Genomic DNA, 16,126 nt, shown 5'->3' with positions numbered 1-16,126 from the left:
CGGTGAGCTGATCGGGGCAGAACCGGAACTCGCGCGGGAAGTTGTTGACACCGCCGCGCCCGGACCGCAAGCTGCGCGGCACAACTGAACACCTGCATCTCACAGGGCGCGCGAGGGCCGACCGGCCCGGACCGCCTCCACGCCTACGGGCGAACACACCACAGACGAAGGGAAGCCGCCCATGTCGGCTTTGCGAGGCGTGCCCGCGGGCACGCCCACTCCGAGCCCGGCGCAGATCCGGGACGCGCTGCTGGCCCACCTGCAGCGCCGCATCCTCAGCCAGGCCGCCGGCGAGCACGTGCCCGCCGGTGTCGCGCTGCCCGACAGCCCGCAGGAACGGCACTGGCTCGGGCAGCTGGCCAGCGAGCCGCAGCTGCGCGCCGACGCACAGCGCGGGCTGTCGACGTCCAAGCTGGTGCCGGCCGCGCAGGGCTTCTCGTTCCCCGTGCTCGGCGGCGACCCGGTCGACGCGACCGTCACGGTCGGCTTCGCCGTGTACGTGGCACTGCACCCCACCGTCGCCGAGCAGCAGGAGTTCGTCACCGCCGGCAGCGACAGCCGGGCCGGGGGCGGCGGCCAGGGCCGGCACCTGGCGCGGGTGTGGATGAAGGTGCCCGTCGGGCCGGTCACCGTGCCGCTGACCGTGGACCCTGGCGACACCAGCCGGCGGTTCGGCGCCGAGGAGCTCACCCTGGCCGCCACCGCCGCGGTGAAGCGCGCCGTGCACGCCAGCGGCGGCCGGGAGCTGTACCGGGCCCGGCGCCGCGGCCGGCCGGTAGGTGAGCTGCCCCGCGACGCGGACTTCGTCGACGACGTCGCCTGGGCGTCCTACACCGCGAACAACCTGCTGCCGACCGCCGACGTCACCCCGCCGGTGTTCGCCGCCGCAATCGACGTCGACGTGACCTCCACCGAGCGGGGCCGCGAGCTGCTGGTCACCGTGGTCAACGCCTCCCCCGCCGACGACGCCCAGTTCGCCGACCGCGCCGGCAGCATCGTCTTCGACCGGGACCACCTGGACAGCAGGCTGTACGAGGTGCAGCTGACCGCGGCCACCGACGCGCCGCTGGACGTCTACACCCTCGAGCAGGTCGCCGCCTCCCACCGCTACGACCGCACCGTGCCCGCGTTCGGGCAGGCCTGCCCGGTCGAGGTCCACCCGCCGGCCACGCCCGGCGGGCCGACGACGTTCACCACCGCCTACGGCGCGGTCACCACCACCCGCCGCACCCACCCCACCGCCGCGGTCGACACGACGTTCGCCGCGTTCACCGGCGACCCGGTCACGGCCGCGACCGACCTTGTCGACGCCCACCGCGCCTGGGTCGAGGAGCGCTGGTCGGCCGCCGAGCTGGCCCGCCGCGAAGCCGAGGGGCAGTGGGGGCCGCAGCAGCGCAAGGACGCCGACGCCGAGGCCGACGCCGCCCGCGCCGAGATGCAGTGGCTGCAGGCCGGCGTCGACGCGCTGCGCGGTGACGCGAAGCTGCGCCGGGCGTTCGCGCTGATGAACGACGCCATGGGCCGGGTCGCGGCCGCCAAGGGCTTCGACGCCTGGTACCCGTTCCAGATCGCCTGGATCATCGGCTGCCTGCCGGCGGTCGCCGACCCGACCGCTGACCTGGCCGTGCAGATCCTCACCGTGCCGCCCGGCGGAGGGAAGTCCGAGGCCTACAACGGTGTCGCGCTGGTGCACCTGTTCCTGTCCCGACTCCGCGGTGACCTGCGTGGGGTGACGGTGTGGGCGCGGTTCCCGCTGCGGCTGCTGTCGGCGCAGCAGACCGAACGGTTCGCCGCGGCGGTGCTCGCCGCCGAGCTCGTTCGCCTCACCCAGGACGACCTGCGTGCCGGGGACCCGTTCGGCATCGGCTTCTTCGTCGGCAGCGGCACCACGCCCAACCGGTACTGGCCGCCGGAGAGCGTCTGGGCCCGCGGCGTGGACCCGTTCGACCCCGCGCAGGCCGAGCGGTGCCGGATCCTCGAGCACTGCCCGGTCTGCGACCCCGCCGGCACCGGTCCGCGGCTGGTCGTGCGGTTCCACGGCGGCAGCTGGACGATGCAGCACCTGTGCACCGTCCGCGGATGCCCGCTCGGCGGTGTCCTGCCGCTGTGGGTCGTCGACGACGACATCTACCGCAACACGCCGTCGGTGCTGGTCGGCACCGTGGACAAGCTGGCCCAGATCGCGCACAGCGACCGGTTCAAGGTGATCTTCGGGGCCGCGCTGGGCCGCTGCCCGAAGCACGGCTGGACGGTCGAACCGACCCGCTGCGGCGTGTACGGGTGCACCGAGCCGCGACTGCCGGTCGGGAACGGGTTCGGGCACCTGCGGTGCGAGATCACCGACGAGCTGCACCTGCTGGACGAGTCCCTCGGGGCACTGGACGGCATGTACGAGACCTTGGTCCAGCAGATCGGCGCGGACCTGGGCAACGAGCCGCTGCACATCCTCGCCGCGACCGCGACGATCGAGGGCTACGAGGCCCAGGCCCAGCACCTGTACCGGCGCGACAGCGCCCGCCGGTTCCCCGAGCCCGGGCCGGACCTGGCGGAGAACTTCTTCTCCCACGTCGACGACAGCGAACCGCACCGCCGGTTCGTCGGGGTCCGGCCGCGGGGCACCACGATGGTCACCGCCGCCGCCGACGTCACCCGGGTGCACCGCGACTGGCTGGGTGAGGTGCTCGCCGACCGTGCAGCGATCATCGGCCAGCTGCAGGTCGACGGGCAGCCGCTGGACCCCGCCGACCGGTCGGTCCTCGACCTCGTCGTCCGCGCCGCCCGCGACGACTATGAGGCGCTGCTGGCCTACCACCTGCGCAACGAGGACATGGCCGCCTACGCCAGCGACGAGCGGGTCGCCGACGTGGCCACGACCACCGAGCAGCGGGCGGTGATCTCCGGTGACGCCGACGCCGCCGACATCCGGGCCGCGGTCGACCGGCTGAACAAGCCGCCGGCCGACCCGGAGCAGCGGATGAAGCTCATCGTGGCGAACAAGGCGATCGGGCACGGCTTCGACTCCCCGCGGCTGGGCGTCATGGTGCTCATGGGCACCCCCACCCAGGCCGCCGAAGTCATCCAGGCCACAGCCCGCATCGGCCGCGGACGGCAGACCCCGGGCCTGGTCGTGCACGTGTTCAACCCCTCCCGGGACCGGGACTCCTCGGTGTTCCGCTGGTACAGCAAGTGGATCTCCTACCTGGACCGGCTGGTCACGAAGGTGCCGGTGAACCGGGAGTCGCTGCAGGTGCTGCGGCGGGCACTGCCCGGGGCGCTGATGGCACGGCTGCTGCAGGTCCACGACCCGGCGTGGATGACCTCGGGCCGCAACCGCTTCTCCCTCGGCGACTCCGGGCAGGTCCGCGCCGCGCTGGCCGCCGGGTTCCTCGACCGGAACGCCCTGATCGCCGAGCTGCAGACCGGGCTGGGCCTGGAGGACGCCAACCCATACCACAACATGCACCGCGACGAGGTCCGCGAGTTCGTCGAGTCGACCCTCGTCCGGCTGCCGGTCGCCGCAGGCACCGGCGGCAGGACCCGCACGGCGTCGCTGCTGCGGCCGCCGGTGCCGACGTCGCTGCGCGACATCGAAGAGCCCATCACCATCACCGGGAACCTGTGAGGACGCCATGACGACCGAGGAGATCACCCGCTCCGGCATGCAGGCGCTGTGGCGTCACATGCCCTGGCAGCCGTTCCAGTGGGGTCCGCACAAGGTGTCGGTGATGGGCCGCACGCCGCGCAACCCCACTCCGCTGGACGTGCCCGAGGAGTACGTCGCCCCGCAGCTGCGCCGCCTCGTGCGGCCGTTCTCCGCCCAGCGGGCCACCCCGACCAGCCCCGGCCCGGAGCTGGAGGTCATCGACCGGACCCAGTACCAGCTGGTGCGGGTGGAGGACCTGACCGCCGACCGGTTCCCGAACACGTTCCTGTGCCGCCGCTGCGACATGTTCCTCGTCGTCCGGCCCGGTGAGCGGCCCCCGAACTGCCCGGCCGGGCACGGGCCGATGCCGCAGTTCCAGTTCGCCGAAGTGCACAACTGCGGGCTGCTGCGAGAGATGTCCCCGCCGCGGTGCGCCCGCGGATGCCGCGCGCCGATGCGGCTGCACGCGACCAACCAGCTCAAGGTCGGGCAGTGGTTCTGGAGCTGCTCGAAGTGCAGCCAGCGATCGGACACCGGCGTCATGCGGTTCTGCAACGGGTGCGGCAACGGGCGGTTCTCCGTGTCCCGGGTGCCGCAGAACTCGGTGCACTACGCCCAGCACCTGACGGTGCTCAACCCGCCCGACCGGGCCTCCTACGGAGCGCTGGCCGGCGGGGACATCCGGGCCGCGGCCGTCGGGCAGCTGATCGGCGCGGTCCGGCCCGGGCTGGGCACTCTGGCCGAGGCGGCCGGCACCGCCGAGGCCGACCCGGAGGCGACCGCGCGGGCGATGGCGGCCACCCTCGGCGTCGGTGAGGACGACCCGCTGTTCGCCGCCATGCTGGAGCGGGCGCGGCAGCAGTCCGCCTCGTCGGGTGGTTGGCGGGCCGACGTCGACGCGCTCGGCCTGGACGAGGGCACGCTGGAGGCGCTCGGAGACGAGGCGCTGGCCCTGGCCCGCGCCAGTGAGGCGAACCCTCTAACCCTCGACCAGCTCGAGTCCGACCCGCCCGCGGCGCGGCTAACGCCGATCTACGCCCGGTACCGGGAGCTGCTGGACAAGTACTGCCTGGCCGAGGTGCGGCTGCTCCGGGAGCTACCGGTCGCGCACATCGTCGCCGGGTACAGCCGCATGTCGCCCACCCATCAGCAGGTGACCCGCCGGGGTGCGGTCCCGACGCGGTTCAACTTCTTCCCCAACGAGCGCTCCGACCGGTACCCGATGTACGGGCGGCGGGCCAACACCGAGGGGCTGCTGGTGCGCCTGGACCCGCAAGTGGTCATCTCCTGGCTGGTCGACTCAGGGGTGGTGCCCGTCGACCCGGGCGTCACCACCGAGGCCGGCGCCTACCGGTGGCTGCTGCAGCACTGCCCGTCGGTGAGCGACATCTTCAACCCGCCCGAGCACCACCTGACCCGGGCGGTGCTGGGCCTGGTGCACTCGATGTCGCACCGGTTCATGAAGGCGCTGGCGACCCGGTGCGGGCTGCACAGCGACTCCCTGGCCGAGTACCTGTTCCCGTCGGCGGCCGGGTTCCTCATCTACGCCAACACCCGCAGCGAGTTCACCCTCGGCGGCATCGAGCACGTGTTCCGCTACGACCTGGCCGACGCGCTCACCGAGCTCGACGCCGATCCCCGGTGCGTGTTCGACCCGCCGTGCCGGCGGTCGTTCGGCGGGGCGTGCGCGGCGTGCCTGCACACCAGCGAGGTCGCCTGCGAGCGGTTCAACACCGAGCTGGACCGCAACAAGCTGTTCGGCACGCTGCCGCCGCCGGTCGGCGCCGCACCGGTGCCGGCGGCGGGTGCTTCGACGGAGCCGGCGTGGCGAGCCTTCTGGAGGCCGTGACGCCGCTGGCGGACCTGGTGGCGCACACCCCGGACCCGGCGGCGGCCGTGGCCGGGGTGCGCGCCGCCGCACCGGGCGGGCCGGCGGCGGTCGCGGCCGCGCTGACCACTGCCGGCGCGGACCGGCGGCTGCTGCCCGCGGCGCTCGCCTTCGCCGGTGCCGGGCCCGGCTGTCCGCAGAGTGAGCTGGCGGCGGTCGCCGGCGCGCTGGAGGTCCTCGTCGCTCAGCAGCTGGCCGGGCGGGTGTCGCTGGTGCTGACCGTGCCGGAGTTCCTCACCGCCGCGCACGCCCGGTTCCTGGCTGACCACCCCGGTGTCGGGGCCCGCCGGACGTCGGGCGTGATCGCCGACATCGCCGCCGGGGCCGTCCGGGAGCTGACCGTCGCCGCGCCGTTCCTGGCGGCGGTGGCCGTCGAGGACCTGCTTCCTGACGTGCGCCGGGTGCTCGGGGCCGGTGGGCGTGTCACCGTGCTCACGCGGGCGCTGACCTCCCGGTGCCCGGAGCCGTCGGGGGCGAACATCGCCGCGGTCGCGGCCGTCCGGGCGGCCGGTGACGGCCGGCCAGGGTCGCTGCGGGTCCGCTCGTGGGAGGGGCCGGGGCTGGGGGTGCACCTGAAGGCGGTCGTCGGTGACCGTGCCGACGGCTACCTCGGGTCGGCGAACGTCACCGGCGGCGGCCAGCGGGACCACGTCGAGGCCGGGGTGCGGCTGCCACGCACGTTGGCCGCCCCGTTGGCCGACTGGCTTGACCTGTTGGCGGTAGCGCTGACTGCGCCGTTGCCCGAGCGATAGCGACAGACGCGGGCCCGGGTACGGCAAGACCGCACCCGGGCCGACATGCTGCGGAGCCTCCCCGTCAGCCGAGGAGGTGCTTCACGATCTCCGGCGGCACGGAGAAGCCCGTGGTGGGCCGGTACCCCTTGCCGTTGGGGTCGTACTGCGTCTCGAGCAGCTCGGCGGCGTCCTCGGGCAGCTTGCCGCTCTCCCTCATCGTCTGCACGATCCGGTTGCTCGGCCGGCTGAAGCCCCGCAGGCTCCGTCCGGACGGGTAGTCGCCGAGCTCGTAGACCTCGCTGCGGCTGACGAAGCCGCCGTTCTCGGCGGCCCGCCGGATGGCCTTGACCTGGACGCCGGCGCCACTCGCGGTCAGCGCGGTGAGCGCCTCCTCGACGAGCTCCTTCGTCCACCCGGTGGACTCCAGGTCCTCCGGCAGCGGCAGGGCGACCTCCGCCTGCAGGTCGCGCGCCACGGCCAGCAGACGCTGCCGGAGGTGCTCGGGCCACTGCGTGACGTCGACGGTGATCTGGATGGCCGGAGACGGCATCGCAAGCGTCATGTTCGTGTCGCTCATGGGATGATTCCTCTCATGTAGTGGTCCCGGGGTGGGGTTGGTTGACGCCTGGTCCACCCCGGGCCCTGCATCTGTACCGGCGTATCAGCGGTACAGATAGAACTGTAGCTGGTAGGCCCGGCCGCTCGCTCGGCGGGGCCCGTGCCCGCTGCCGCGACTCGTCGCTCAAGGGCAGCAGCGGGCGCGTCGAACCTCTCGAACCTCGGGTGCGCGTGCCAACCTCGGCGACATGGTGGACACCCGCGGCGCCGTGCTGCTCGACGCGCTCGTTCCCACCGTCGAGGTGGACACCGGGCAGGACGCCCCGCTGCTCGACCCGGCACCGGGGTTCGCTGCAGCGTTGCGCCTGCTGTTCGCCGCTTCCGTGCTGCAGGCCTTCACCATCCACGTCAGCCGGGAACGCGGTGAGCGCTTCGATGTAGACACCCGCGACATCGGCAGCCTGACCGTTGCCCAGCTCGCCTCCCTGTTCCGTCAACACGACGGCACGGCAGGGTAGGGATTCGAGCTGGCCGTCGCTGACGCGATCAACCTCAGCGTGACCGGCGTCGTCGGCCCAATCCAGCAGGCTCTGGCCGGCGCCGGCGTGCCGATGACCGACCCCCGCTCGGTGGTCATGGGCCCGGAGAAGGCCGCCGACTCCCGGGCGCTGGCCCGGCGGGTCGCCGACGCGGTCGGCGACCGGACCCTGCGCATCGGGCGGCGTGGTGGGCAGCCGCTGGCTGCACGGGCCGTTGAGCGGCTTCTCGCCGGCGGCACCGCCATCCGCGGCGATAGGGGCGCGTTGGCCCTGGCCGACCTGCTCGTCTACGACGCCGACGGGCCCGCTGTGGTCACCACCAGCGTGAAGATCCGGCCGTACGGGTTCATCACACCCGCCGACCCGCCTCGGCTGTGGATCACCACCGGCAACCCCGACCGGTTGCGCGAGCAGCTGCCGCCGAGCTGCGCGGTCGCTGGTGTTGGCAGCCGCGAGCTGACCGTGTACCTGCGGGCGCACGATGACGTCGTGATGGGGCTGCACGCCGTCGACGTCGGCGGCCGGAACGCTGTCAGCGAGGCCGCTCAGGTGCTGCGCCGCCGCCGCCGCGCGACCGTTGCTCAGGTCCGCGCCGAACTCGTCGATCGGGCCGCCGACCGGGCCGATGCCGCCGGTCTTTCGCTGACCAGCCTGCCTGCGCTCACCGAACGTGGGCTGCACGTGGTCACGGCGGAGGTGCCCGGTGAGTTCACTGAGTACGCACAGGAGCAGACCGCATCCGGGGTGACCGTGCTTCACCACCGCTTCCGCGAGGTGACGCCGCACCAGCAGTTCTTCACCCGGCAGCTGGTTGCCTGATCCAGTAGCGGCCCGAAGTCGCCGGCGATCACTCCAGCAGCCGTCTCACCAGCGACTCTGGAGACGCCGCTACGCGGCGCCGCCGGTGGCCGAAGTCAGCCTCGGACTTGATGACGACGGCGTTGCCCGGGGCTAGCTCCTGCCTGGATGCCCGCGCACCTTGGCGCAGCCGCGCGGCTCGCGGACATGTGTCGCGCCGCCGGACAGCAACATGAAGGCCGGGACGACGCCGAGCACGTCGACCAACTGGCGACCCGTCTGGGCGTCACGGCCAGCGGTGGGCGTCCCGGGCACCCGCGGTCCGAACTGCGTCGTAGGCAGCGGCTCTTCAGCCAACGGGAGGCGAGTCGGGCAGGGGCCACGGGACCGCGATGGTCCCTGCCAGCGAGATCCACCACTCGGCCAGGCCATCCGACCGCGGGACATAGCCCAGCGCTGCCGACGGTCCCCGCGGCTGCTCGTACGTGCGCATGATCGGCATCGAGAGCGCGTACTCGCTGGCCGGGATCTTCTTCCGGGACGGGGCGTCGCGGGCAGCCAGGAGGTCGCTCCGGATGAGGTCGGCCCGAGGCGTTTGAGGGATGGCTCGAAGGTCCAGGCAGGCGGCGAGGTAGGCGTGCTTGAGGGCGGCCAGCTTGTAGAGGCGAGGGTTCGGCGGCGTCATCTGCAACGCAAACTCCGGTCCCTTGAGCATTGGTTCAGCGTCAGGGTGCATCGGGCCGTCAATGATCAGCGCGAACTTGCCGTCGGCGGTCCGGCGGTGGAGCAGCCGCGGCAGCTTGCGCGCACCGACGATCGCGTCCGCAGTAGTCGTCGTGTGCCGGAAGGCGTCGTCGCGCCAGTCGGTCAGCTCGGCCTCAACCCGTCCGAGGTCGTTGTTGCATCGGGCGCAGGTGCGGGTCATCGGTCGTCCGCCCAGCGCGGCGGGCGGCAGGTGTTCGGCGCTGGTGGGCTCGGGGCTGAGGCAGATCGGACACCGGTCGAAGAAGTGGGCCCCGATCTCGCGGACGAGGTGGAACGGGTGGTCGGTCGATCCCTCCCGCGGCGCGTGGATCACCTCGAGCAGCTCGCCGTCGTCGCCGACCACTGCCAGCTTCCGAACCGGGATGTTGCCCCGGCGCCGCCGAGCGGAGTCCCCTTCCTCGCTCTCGCGGATCGCGCCAGACCACACGGAGGGCAGTGTGCCAGCGGACCCCGCGGCGTGAATGGTTGACCAGAGCAGGGCGATCCTCACTGTCCGTCTAGCGCGATACGTTCCGACCATGTCCACGAAGCCGCGCACACCGCGCCCCACTCCCCCAGCGGGAGAAGTCGGTGGGACGGCTCCCACTTCCCGGTGCCCAAGTCCCCCCTCGGACACTTCTCACGGGACGCTTCCCCTGCATTAAGTGACGCAGCTCACGCGAATGCGACTGCGCTCGCGATTTCTTCCGGCACCTGTCTTGAGGTGCCAACCCCCACTGGCCTGATTCGGGCCAAGCACACCGAACGGCTGGTCGCCGCGCTCATCCCGCCGACCACCGCTCCGACCGTCGCCGTCCCTGACGCCGCCGCGACGGTCCTCCCGCTGCCGGCGCTGGCTCCGGTCCAGCCCGCGCGGTTCGTCCACCGCACCGCCCTGCTCGAGGACCAGGCCGGGTCCGCGAGGCGACTCTTGTCGCCTTCCTCGGCTGGCAGCCCCAGCAGACGGTCGAGGTCGTCGAGCACCGCGCCGGCCTGCTCGTCTGCGCCACACCCGACGGCCCGGTCGTCCTCGACCCGAAGGGCCGGGTCCGCGTTCCGGACGCCCTGCGCAACTTCCGCGGCTGGGCCGCGGGCGAAGTGCTGCTGCTGTCGGCCTCCCCCGCCGACGGCGTCCTCGCTCTCTCCTGCACTTCCCTCCTCGACTCCCTGGTGGTTCTCGATGCCTGCGCCTGACGCCCTCACGCCCGACGACTTGGCGGCGCTGCTGGCCGACCCGACGGCCGCCGGGGTCATCAAGGCGCTCGCGGCCGGCCTGGGACTCCAGCCGGCCGCAGCCTCGACGGTGCCCACGGTCCGCGAGTACCACGCGACGGTGCTCGCGGCGGCCACGCCGGGCACTCGCCGGACGTACTCGACGTACTGGAACCTCCTGGTTCGCGAGCACGGCGAAGACCGCATCACCGAGGTGACCACGAGCAAGCTGCGCGCCCTGGCGCAGTCGGCGCGCGCCAACGCCGTGCGAAGCCGCAACGGCCAGGGCGGGGCCAGCGCCGAGGAGAACTGCGTCGCGTCCCTGCGCGCGTTCTTCCGCTGCGCGGTCGAGGACAAGTACCTCACCGACAACCCGGCCGCCGCCGTCCAGAAGCCGGTGCGGCCGCCGAGCCAGCGTCGGGCGCTCACTGAGCAGGAGTTCCGCGAGCTGGACGAGGTCACCCGCACCGGCGGGAACGACCCCGTGCTCGACACGCTCCTGCTGCGCTTCCACGCGGAGACCGGCGCGCGGCGCGGTGGCGCGCTCGCCCTCACCCTGGCCGACCTCGAAGAACCACGGCTGTGCGTGCGTCTGCGCGAGAAGGGCGGCAAGGCTCGCTGGCAGCCCGTCAGCCCCACCCTGTTCGCGGCCCTCGTCGAACACGCCGGCGCCCGCGGTGCCCCGGGACCTGGACGAGCAGGTCTTCCGGTACCGGCCGCGACGCGGCGAGGAAGAGGGCGCGCCGCTGACCCGCCGTCGGTACAACACCCTGGCCGACCGCTGGCAGGGGTCGCTTCCCTGGGCAGCGCAGTACGGCGTCAGCCCGCACTGGCTGCGGCACACCGCACTCACTGCCGCCGAGCGGGTGGGCGGCTCCTACGGCATCACCCGCGCCTACGCCGGCCACGCCGAGCCGGCCGACGCCACGACCACGTACATCAAGGCCCAGGTGGGCGACGTAGCCCGGGTCCTGGCGGCCCTCACCGGCGAGCCACACCCGCTTGCGTCAGCGTGAGGACGGGTCGGCAAGCCGCGACACTCCACTCCGCGACAACGCCCGGTCGGCCGGGCCAGGCACGATGTGCGGGTGAGCAAGCGGGCGAACCGGCCGGAGCAGGCGCCGCCGAAGGCCGAGGTCGCAGAGGCGAGATCCGTTGGGGCCAACTACATGGAGTGGCCCTCGGCGATTCGGGCCAGGGAGTGGGTGGACGCCGATGGGACGCGGTGGCGCCCGCGAAGTGGCGGCGGAACCCCACCCAAGAAGCGGTTGGAGCACCTGCTGGCGTCGCCCGAGGTCCGGGTCCTGCACTTCTACGGGCCGGACGCCCCGACCGCAGTGGCCTTGCCTGACCGGGAAGCCCTGTGGCAGCGAGTTCGTTCCTACCTGCGCGAGCCGGTGGTCCGCGCCTCGGACGACTACACGGACTTTCGCGTCGCGAAGTTCAGGGACGAACGGCGCCGCTCGCTGCTGGTCATCGAAGAGTCGTGCTGACCGCCCCGAACGGAAGATCGGGGACCTGACCCCACCAGCATCGTTGGCTGTCGCACGTGGGCATCGCCGAGGCTCCTGGCGCACTGGTGACACCGCCGGACTGTGCTGGCGGTGTCACCAGCGCCGCTGGCTCCCCTGCACCAGCCAGCACGGTGGCGAGCGTGGACTTCCCCGCCCCGGGCGGACCGGTGACCAGCAGCACGTCGGACACGCCGCCGTCCTGCCTCGACCGACCTGCGCCGGCGGCCCGCCGGGTGGCCACGGCCGGACATAATTGCTCGTCGTGGACGTCGTCGTCGAGGTGGGTGGCTGGGAGCACGAGTGCTGCGGGGAGGCCATCGAGCGTGACCAGCTCGTGGACTTCTCCTGCATCCCGTACCCGGACCCGGACGGTCGGCTGCGGCTCATAGAGAGCCACCACGGTGGCCTCGACGTCGCGGCGGACGTGCAGGTCGCCGGACGTGTCACCGACATACAGGTGCGCTGCGCCGGAGGAGCCATCCCGGCGGTCCTCCGCGTGCCGAGTGGACGTGAGTTGTGCGGCCTCGAGGATGGCGACGACGGTCACCTGGTGGACCCGTGGACCGGTGAGCCGGTGACCACGACGAGCCGGGAGTTCCTCGTGTCCGTCCGGCCCGCTGCCTCGTAGCAGTTGTTCGCCGCCGGTGGACGGCACCGCCGGCGCGCGGCGGCAGCTGGCGGGCCCCGGAGGTCGACGGTGGCCCTGAGCAGCTGCATGCCGCCGACGCGATCGCCCTGCACGTGTCCTCCGGGGTGGACACGCTGGCCGCCCTCTACCTGTGGCGGCAGCGCCGCGCCGACCTGCTGCTGCCGGGGCTGGCCGCCGCCGTCTTCCTCGCCGGGCTGGTCCAGGCAGCGGTGGACGGCCGGGACACCCTGGGGGTGCACGTCCCCGGCGCCTTGGTGCTGACCGCGGGCGTGATCTGGCTGGTGATCCTGGTCTTCCGGCCTCTGGTCAGGCGGTGACCGACAAGCCGCAGCGCTGGGGAACACCCCGAGGCACGTCGCTACACGGTTCCTCGTGTCAGGACCCACCGGTGTTCGAAGTCGAGCACCTCGGCGGCGATCTCGAAGTCGCTGTCGTAGTGCAGGACGGTGACCCGGTGTTCGGCAGCAAGCACTGCGGTCAGCAGATCAGCGATGCCCACCGCCCGATGCTGCCCGCTCCGGGCGAGCCTTCGCTGGGCGTCGAAGGCACGCTGCCAGTGGACGTCGTCGGTGGGCAGGTACTCGTACGCCTCTCGGCGGTCCGCACGCACCTGCTCGTACTCGGCCGGGCTCCGAGCGCTGTAGAGCGCTTCGGCATCGAGGGTGGCGCACGTGGCGACCAGGCCGCCGGTGATGAGCGGCTCCAATCGGTCCGCGACGGCAACCACGCGCATACGGGCCGCCGCGCTGGTGTCGATGAGAAACCGGGCGATCACCGCCACACGTCGGTCCGCTTCTCCGGATCGGCCAACGTCTCCACGCCCCCCTCTCGCAACCAAGCAACCTGCCGCGCACGCGCGGCCGCGCTCGCGGCCTGTGCCAGCGCGGCGCGGACCGTGTCCGACACCCCGTTCGTGTTCAGCTCCCGCTGCGCTCGAGCAAGCAGTTCGTCATCGAGGTCGATCAGGCGCTTGGTCATGACGAATCTCCAGGTGTATATGCCAATTGGCCAATGAGCATATACGTACATGATCGCTCTGTCATCCCTCGTTGCGACGCGACGTCGGGGACTCTTCCGCCCACCGAGTCGAACAAGAGGTCTCCCGGGCCGTGCGAGATCCTGTCCGCCGCAGGACGCCTGCACGCCGACAGCGCCACACCGGCGCTCCCGCACGACACAATGGCTGCATGGTCTTCCCGCCGACGCCTGCTCAGACAGTCGCAGCCGTGGTCACCGGAGTCGGGACCGCCGCCTACTACGCCACGCCCGACGTCATCTCCTCGCGCGCGGTGCGCGGTTGGGCGAAGGCAGGACTCACTGCTCTCGCCGTCGCAGCATCCGTGCCGGAACTGCGGGCGACATGGGCGATCGCACGAGAACAGCAGCAGTTCGCTTCCCAGGCCACTCCGCGGGAGGTCCTCAGGTCGCTGCCTACCAGCAGCAGGGCCGCCGGCTTCGGGTTCGTGGCTGTCGTTCTCGCCGGGTCGGTCGGGTGTGTCCTCAGCGCCGAACGCTGGGCCTTCCGCCACGGACAGGCGCGGGCAGCTTCGGGAAAGAGGTTGCCGCACACCGGCCCCGCGCTGTTGTACGGGGCGCTGGCGGGCGGACTCTGGCTGCTCCCGACCCCCTCGGCACCGCAGTGACGTAGGAGGGAGGACGATCCGTGCGCGGCGGCAGTTTCGGCGGGCCTTCCTGCGCGTGGTGGTCATCGACCTGCCGCTGACCGCGGACGTAGGTAGCGAGGCGCCGCTCGGACACCGCGTTGTGCCCATCGGTGTGCGACCGCGGCCACCCGCGCACGGGCCGCCGCGCTGGTGCCGATGAGGCGCTCGGCGATCACGGCGACACGTCGGTCCGCGCGAGCCACTCCCCCAGCCGAGCAAGCTGCGGCTGGCACGCGCAGTCAGCGAGCGAGGCGCACGCACGACCACGCCGCGCTCCCCACCGTGAGGTCATCGGCGATGCCGTGTGGCACAGCGACGGCCCCACCGGAGATCCGATGGGGCCGTCGCGGCGTCGTGCGGCGCGTCAGTGCATCATGACCGGCGCCGCGGCGCCGTCGTCCTGGAGGTGCGACTCCTCCTTCTTCCGCGGCAGGAAGGCCACCGGGACGAGGGCGAGCAGGATGAGGACGAAGGCGACGGTGAACGTCGTCCCGAAGCCGTCGGCCATGAACTCCAGCGGCTCGACCGTGCCCGACGGCGTCGACGTGAGCTGGTTGGTCAGCACGACCGCGAGCACGGCGGTCCCGATGGACCCGCCGATCTGCTGGACGATGTTGACCAGCGTCGACCCCCGGGCGACCTCGGTGTTGGTCAGCGACTTCAGCGCCGACGTCATGATCGGCATCATCGTGCCGCCCATCCCGAGGCCCATCACGAACAGCGCACCGCACAGCACCACGTAGGACGTGTCGGCGCCGACCTGCGTGAAGACGAAGAACCCGCTGGCCATCACCAGCAGGGCGACCGGCACCGTCCGACCGATCGGCACCTTGTCGGCGAGCACGCCTGCGATGGGCATCGTCACCATGGCGCCCAGACCCTGCGGGGCCATCAGCAGCCCGGCCATCAGGGTCGTCTCACCGCGCACCTGCAGGAAGTAGGACGGGAACAGCAGGCCGGCGCCCATGAAGGCGATGATGAAGACGAACATCGACACCGTCGCGATCGTCAGCCGGCGGTTCCTGAACAGGCGCAGGTCGATCAGCGGCTTCGCCGTCCGCAGCGCGTGGACGACGAACGTGACGATCAGCAGGACGCCGACCGTCGCCGAGACCCACACCCGCGGGCCGAAGGACGCGCCCTCGCCGCCCTCGGCGATCGAGGAGACGCCGAACAGGAACAGGGCCAGGCCCGGCGAGAGCAGCAGCATGCCCAGGAAGTCGAAGCGCTCCGCCGGGCTCGGCTCGTCCTTGGGCAGCACCCGGTAGGAGTACACCAGCGCGGCGACGCCGATCGGCAGGTTGATCAGGAAGATCCAGTGCCACGACGCGATGTCGATCAGCCAGCCACCGAGGATCGGGCCCGAGATGGGGCCGAGCAGCATCGGGATGCCGAGGACGGCCATGAGCCGGCCGATGCGGTCCGGGCCGGCCGCGCGGGTCAGGATCGTCATGCCCAGCGGCATCAGCATGCCGCCGCCGAGGCCCTGCAGGACGCGGAAGGCGACCAGCAGCTCGATCGACGTCGCCGTCGCGCACAGCACCGATCCGGTCGTGAACAGGAACAGGGCCGCGAGGTAGAGGCGCTTGGTGCCGAAGCGGTCGGCGGCCCACCCGGTGAGCGGGATGACGGTGGCGAGCGCCAGCGTGTACGCCGTCATGGTCCACGCGACCGTCGCGTAGGTGGCGTCGAAGACGTCCTGGAAGGTCGGCAGCGCGACGCTGACGACGGTGATGTCGAGGATCGACATGATCGCGCCGAGGACGACGACACCGGCGATCTTCAGGACGGGCCCGTCGATCTTCTCGGGGAACGCCGGCGCGATCGGCGGGGATGGGGCGGTCACAGGCGGTGCTCCTGGTCTGTCGGCGGGCGGAGGACGCCGCCCGCGAGGATGTCCGTGGGTGCCCGGTGCAGCTGATCGCCCTGCTCCGGGGGACGTGCGTGGGTGGAGGTCTTCGGACTGGCGCGCTCGGCCTCGATGTGTTGCGCCGCCAGCTGCTTACCACTCGGCACCGACGAGACGACCGTGACCCGCCCGCCGGTCGTGCTCTCGCGCCGCTCGACCACCTCCCGCCTCACCAGCTGGTCGACGGTGCGCCCGGCGACGACGACCGGGGGACGCAGGGCAGGCTGCCCGCCGCAGCTCGGTGCGCAGCACTCCCCCTCCCACGCGCCGGTGC

16 protein-coding genes are annotated in these 16,126 nt (G+C 72.4%); 8 read left to right on the top strand and 8 right to left on the bottom strand.

What is annotated here, in order from left to right; translation table 11 throughout:
• The first annotated feature begins 181 nt into the window (after positions 1-181).
• The 3 genes from G1H19_RS11690 to G1H19_RS11680 are packed head-to-tail and all read left to right on the top strand — an operon-like array spanning position 182 to position 6,283.
• A complete protein-coding gene (locus tag G1H19_RS11690; RefSeq protein WP_152731074.1) occupies positions 182-3,622 on the top strand; it encodes a helicase C-terminal domain-containing protein in 3,441 nt (1,146 codons plus the stop codon).
• A 7-nt stretch (positions 3,623-3,629) separates the two neighbouring features.
• Positions 3,630-5,492, top strand: coding sequence for a hypothetical protein (locus tag G1H19_RS11685; RefSeq protein WP_152731073.1), 1,863 nt, complete (start codon positions 3,630-3,632; stop codon positions 5,490-5,492).
• Positions 5,468-6,283: a phospholipase D-like domain-containing protein gene (locus G1H19_RS11680; RefSeq protein WP_152731072.1), complete on the top strand. Its 816-nt coding sequence runs from the start codon at positions 5,468-5,470 to the stop codon at positions 6,281-6,283. The genes G1H19_RS11685 and G1H19_RS11680 overlap by 25 nt, the downstream gene beginning before the upstream one ends.
• A gap of 64 nt (positions 6,284-6,347) precedes the next feature.
• Here G1H19_RS11680 and G1H19_RS11675 read toward each other — a convergent pair whose 3' ends face one another.
• The gene (locus G1H19_RS11675; protein ID WP_152731071.1) at positions 6,348-6,842 is read right to left on the bottom strand and encodes a hypothetical protein; all 495 of its coding nucleotides are present in this window, start codon (positions 6,840-6,842) and stop codon (positions 6,348-6,350) included.
• A 229-nt stretch (positions 6,843-7,071) separates the two neighbouring features.
• On the opposite strand from G1H19_RS11675, the gene G1H19_RS11670 reads away from it, so the two are divergent.
• Both G1H19_RS11670 and G1H19_RS11665 read left to right on the top strand, forming a co-directional pair.
• Positions 7,072-7,341, top strand: coding sequence for a hypothetical protein (locus G1H19_RS11670; RefSeq protein WP_152731070.1), 270 nt, complete (start codon positions 7,072-7,074; stop codon positions 7,339-7,341).
• A 39-nt stretch (positions 7,342-7,380) separates the two neighbouring features.
• Positions 7,381-8,181: a hypothetical protein gene (locus tag G1H19_RS11665; protein ID WP_152731069.1), complete on the top strand. Its 801-nt coding sequence runs from the start codon at positions 7,381-7,383 to the stop codon at positions 8,179-8,181.
• A gap of 328 nt (positions 8,182-8,509) precedes the next feature.
• Here G1H19_RS11665 and G1H19_RS11660 read toward each other — a convergent pair whose 3' ends face one another.
• Entirely contained in the window at positions 8,510-9,352 is an 843-nt protein-coding gene (locus G1H19_RS11660) for an HNH endonuclease (RefSeq protein ID WP_162392163.1), read from the bottom strand.
• A 227-nt stretch (positions 9,353-9,579) separates the two neighbouring features.
• Positions 9,580-10,545 (bottom strand): hypothetical protein, encoded by a 966-nt coding sequence (locus tag G1H19_RS11655; protein ID WP_162392097.1) that lies wholly within the window; start codon positions 10,543-10,545, stop codon positions 9,580-9,582.
• 248 nt (positions 10,546-10,793) lie between these two features.
• On the opposite strand from G1H19_RS11655, the gene G1H19_RS22615 reads away from it, so the two are divergent.
• Both G1H19_RS22615 and G1H19_RS11645 read left to right on the top strand, forming a co-directional pair.
• On the top strand, positions 10,794-11,132 hold the full coding sequence (locus G1H19_RS22615; RefSeq protein WP_202925710.1) for a site-specific integrase: 339 nt from the start codon (positions 10,794-10,796) through the stop codon (positions 11,130-11,132).
• Positions 11,133-11,204: 72 nt separating this feature from the next.
• Positions 11,205-11,609, top strand: coding sequence for a hypothetical protein (locus tag G1H19_RS11645; RefSeq protein WP_152731067.1), 405 nt, complete (start codon positions 11,205-11,207; stop codon positions 11,607-11,609).
• On the opposite strand, the gene G1H19_RS11640 is transcribed toward G1H19_RS11645, so the two are convergent.
• Positions 11,590-12,177 (bottom strand): ABC transporter ATP-binding protein, encoded by a 588-nt coding sequence (locus G1H19_RS11640; protein WP_162392164.1) that lies wholly within the window; start codon positions 12,175-12,177, stop codon positions 11,590-11,592. The genes G1H19_RS11645 and G1H19_RS11640 overlap by 20 nt on opposite strands.
• 194 nt (positions 12,178-12,371) lie before the next feature.
• On the opposite strand from G1H19_RS11640, the gene G1H19_RS11635 reads away from it, so the two are divergent.
• Positions 12,372-12,596 (top strand): hypothetical protein, encoded by a 225-nt coding sequence (locus G1H19_RS11635; protein ID WP_152731065.1) that lies wholly within the window; start codon positions 12,372-12,374, stop codon positions 12,594-12,596.
• A gap of 41 nt (positions 12,597-12,637) precedes the next feature.
• Here the strand turns inward: G1H19_RS11635 and G1H19_RS11630 are convergent, their stop codons facing one another.
• The 4 genes from G1H19_RS11630 to G1H19_RS11615 all read right to left on the bottom strand — a co-directional run bounded on the left by G1H19_RS11630 (position 12,638) and on the right by G1H19_RS11615 (position 16,025).
• Entirely contained in the window at positions 12,638-13,060 is a 423-nt protein-coding gene (locus G1H19_RS11630) for a PIN domain-containing protein (protein WP_162392165.1), read from the bottom strand.
• A complete protein-coding gene (locus tag G1H19_RS11625; RefSeq protein ID WP_152731064.1) occupies positions 13,051-13,257 on the bottom strand; it encodes a DUF2191 domain-containing protein in 207 nt (68 codons plus the stop codon). Before G1H19_RS11625 ends, G1H19_RS11630 begins: the two co-directional genes overlap by 10 nt.
• A gap of 1,050 nt (positions 13,258-14,307) precedes the next feature.
• Positions 14,308-15,789, bottom strand: coding sequence for a DHA2 family efflux MFS transporter permease subunit (locus G1H19_RS11620; protein WP_162392167.1), 1,482 nt, complete (start codon positions 15,787-15,789; stop codon positions 14,308-14,310).
• Complete coding sequence (locus tag G1H19_RS11615; protein WP_152731063.1) at positions 15,786-16,025, bottom strand: hypothetical protein; 240 nt, start codon at positions 16,023-16,025, stop codon at positions 15,786-15,788. Before G1H19_RS11615 ends, G1H19_RS11620 begins: the two co-directional genes overlap by 4 nt.
• Positions 16,026-16,126: the final 101 nt, after the last annotated feature.

The sequence above is a fragment of the Goekera deserti genome (genome assembly GCF_010685995.1).
In the GTDB taxonomy this organism is placed as follows: domain Bacteria; phylum Actinomycetota; class Actinomycetes; order Mycobacteriales; family Geodermatophilaceae; genus Goekera; species Goekera deserti.
The sequence above is the reverse complement of the archived record's forward strand: the minus strand, read 5'-3'. Positions and strand labels throughout refer to the sequence as shown.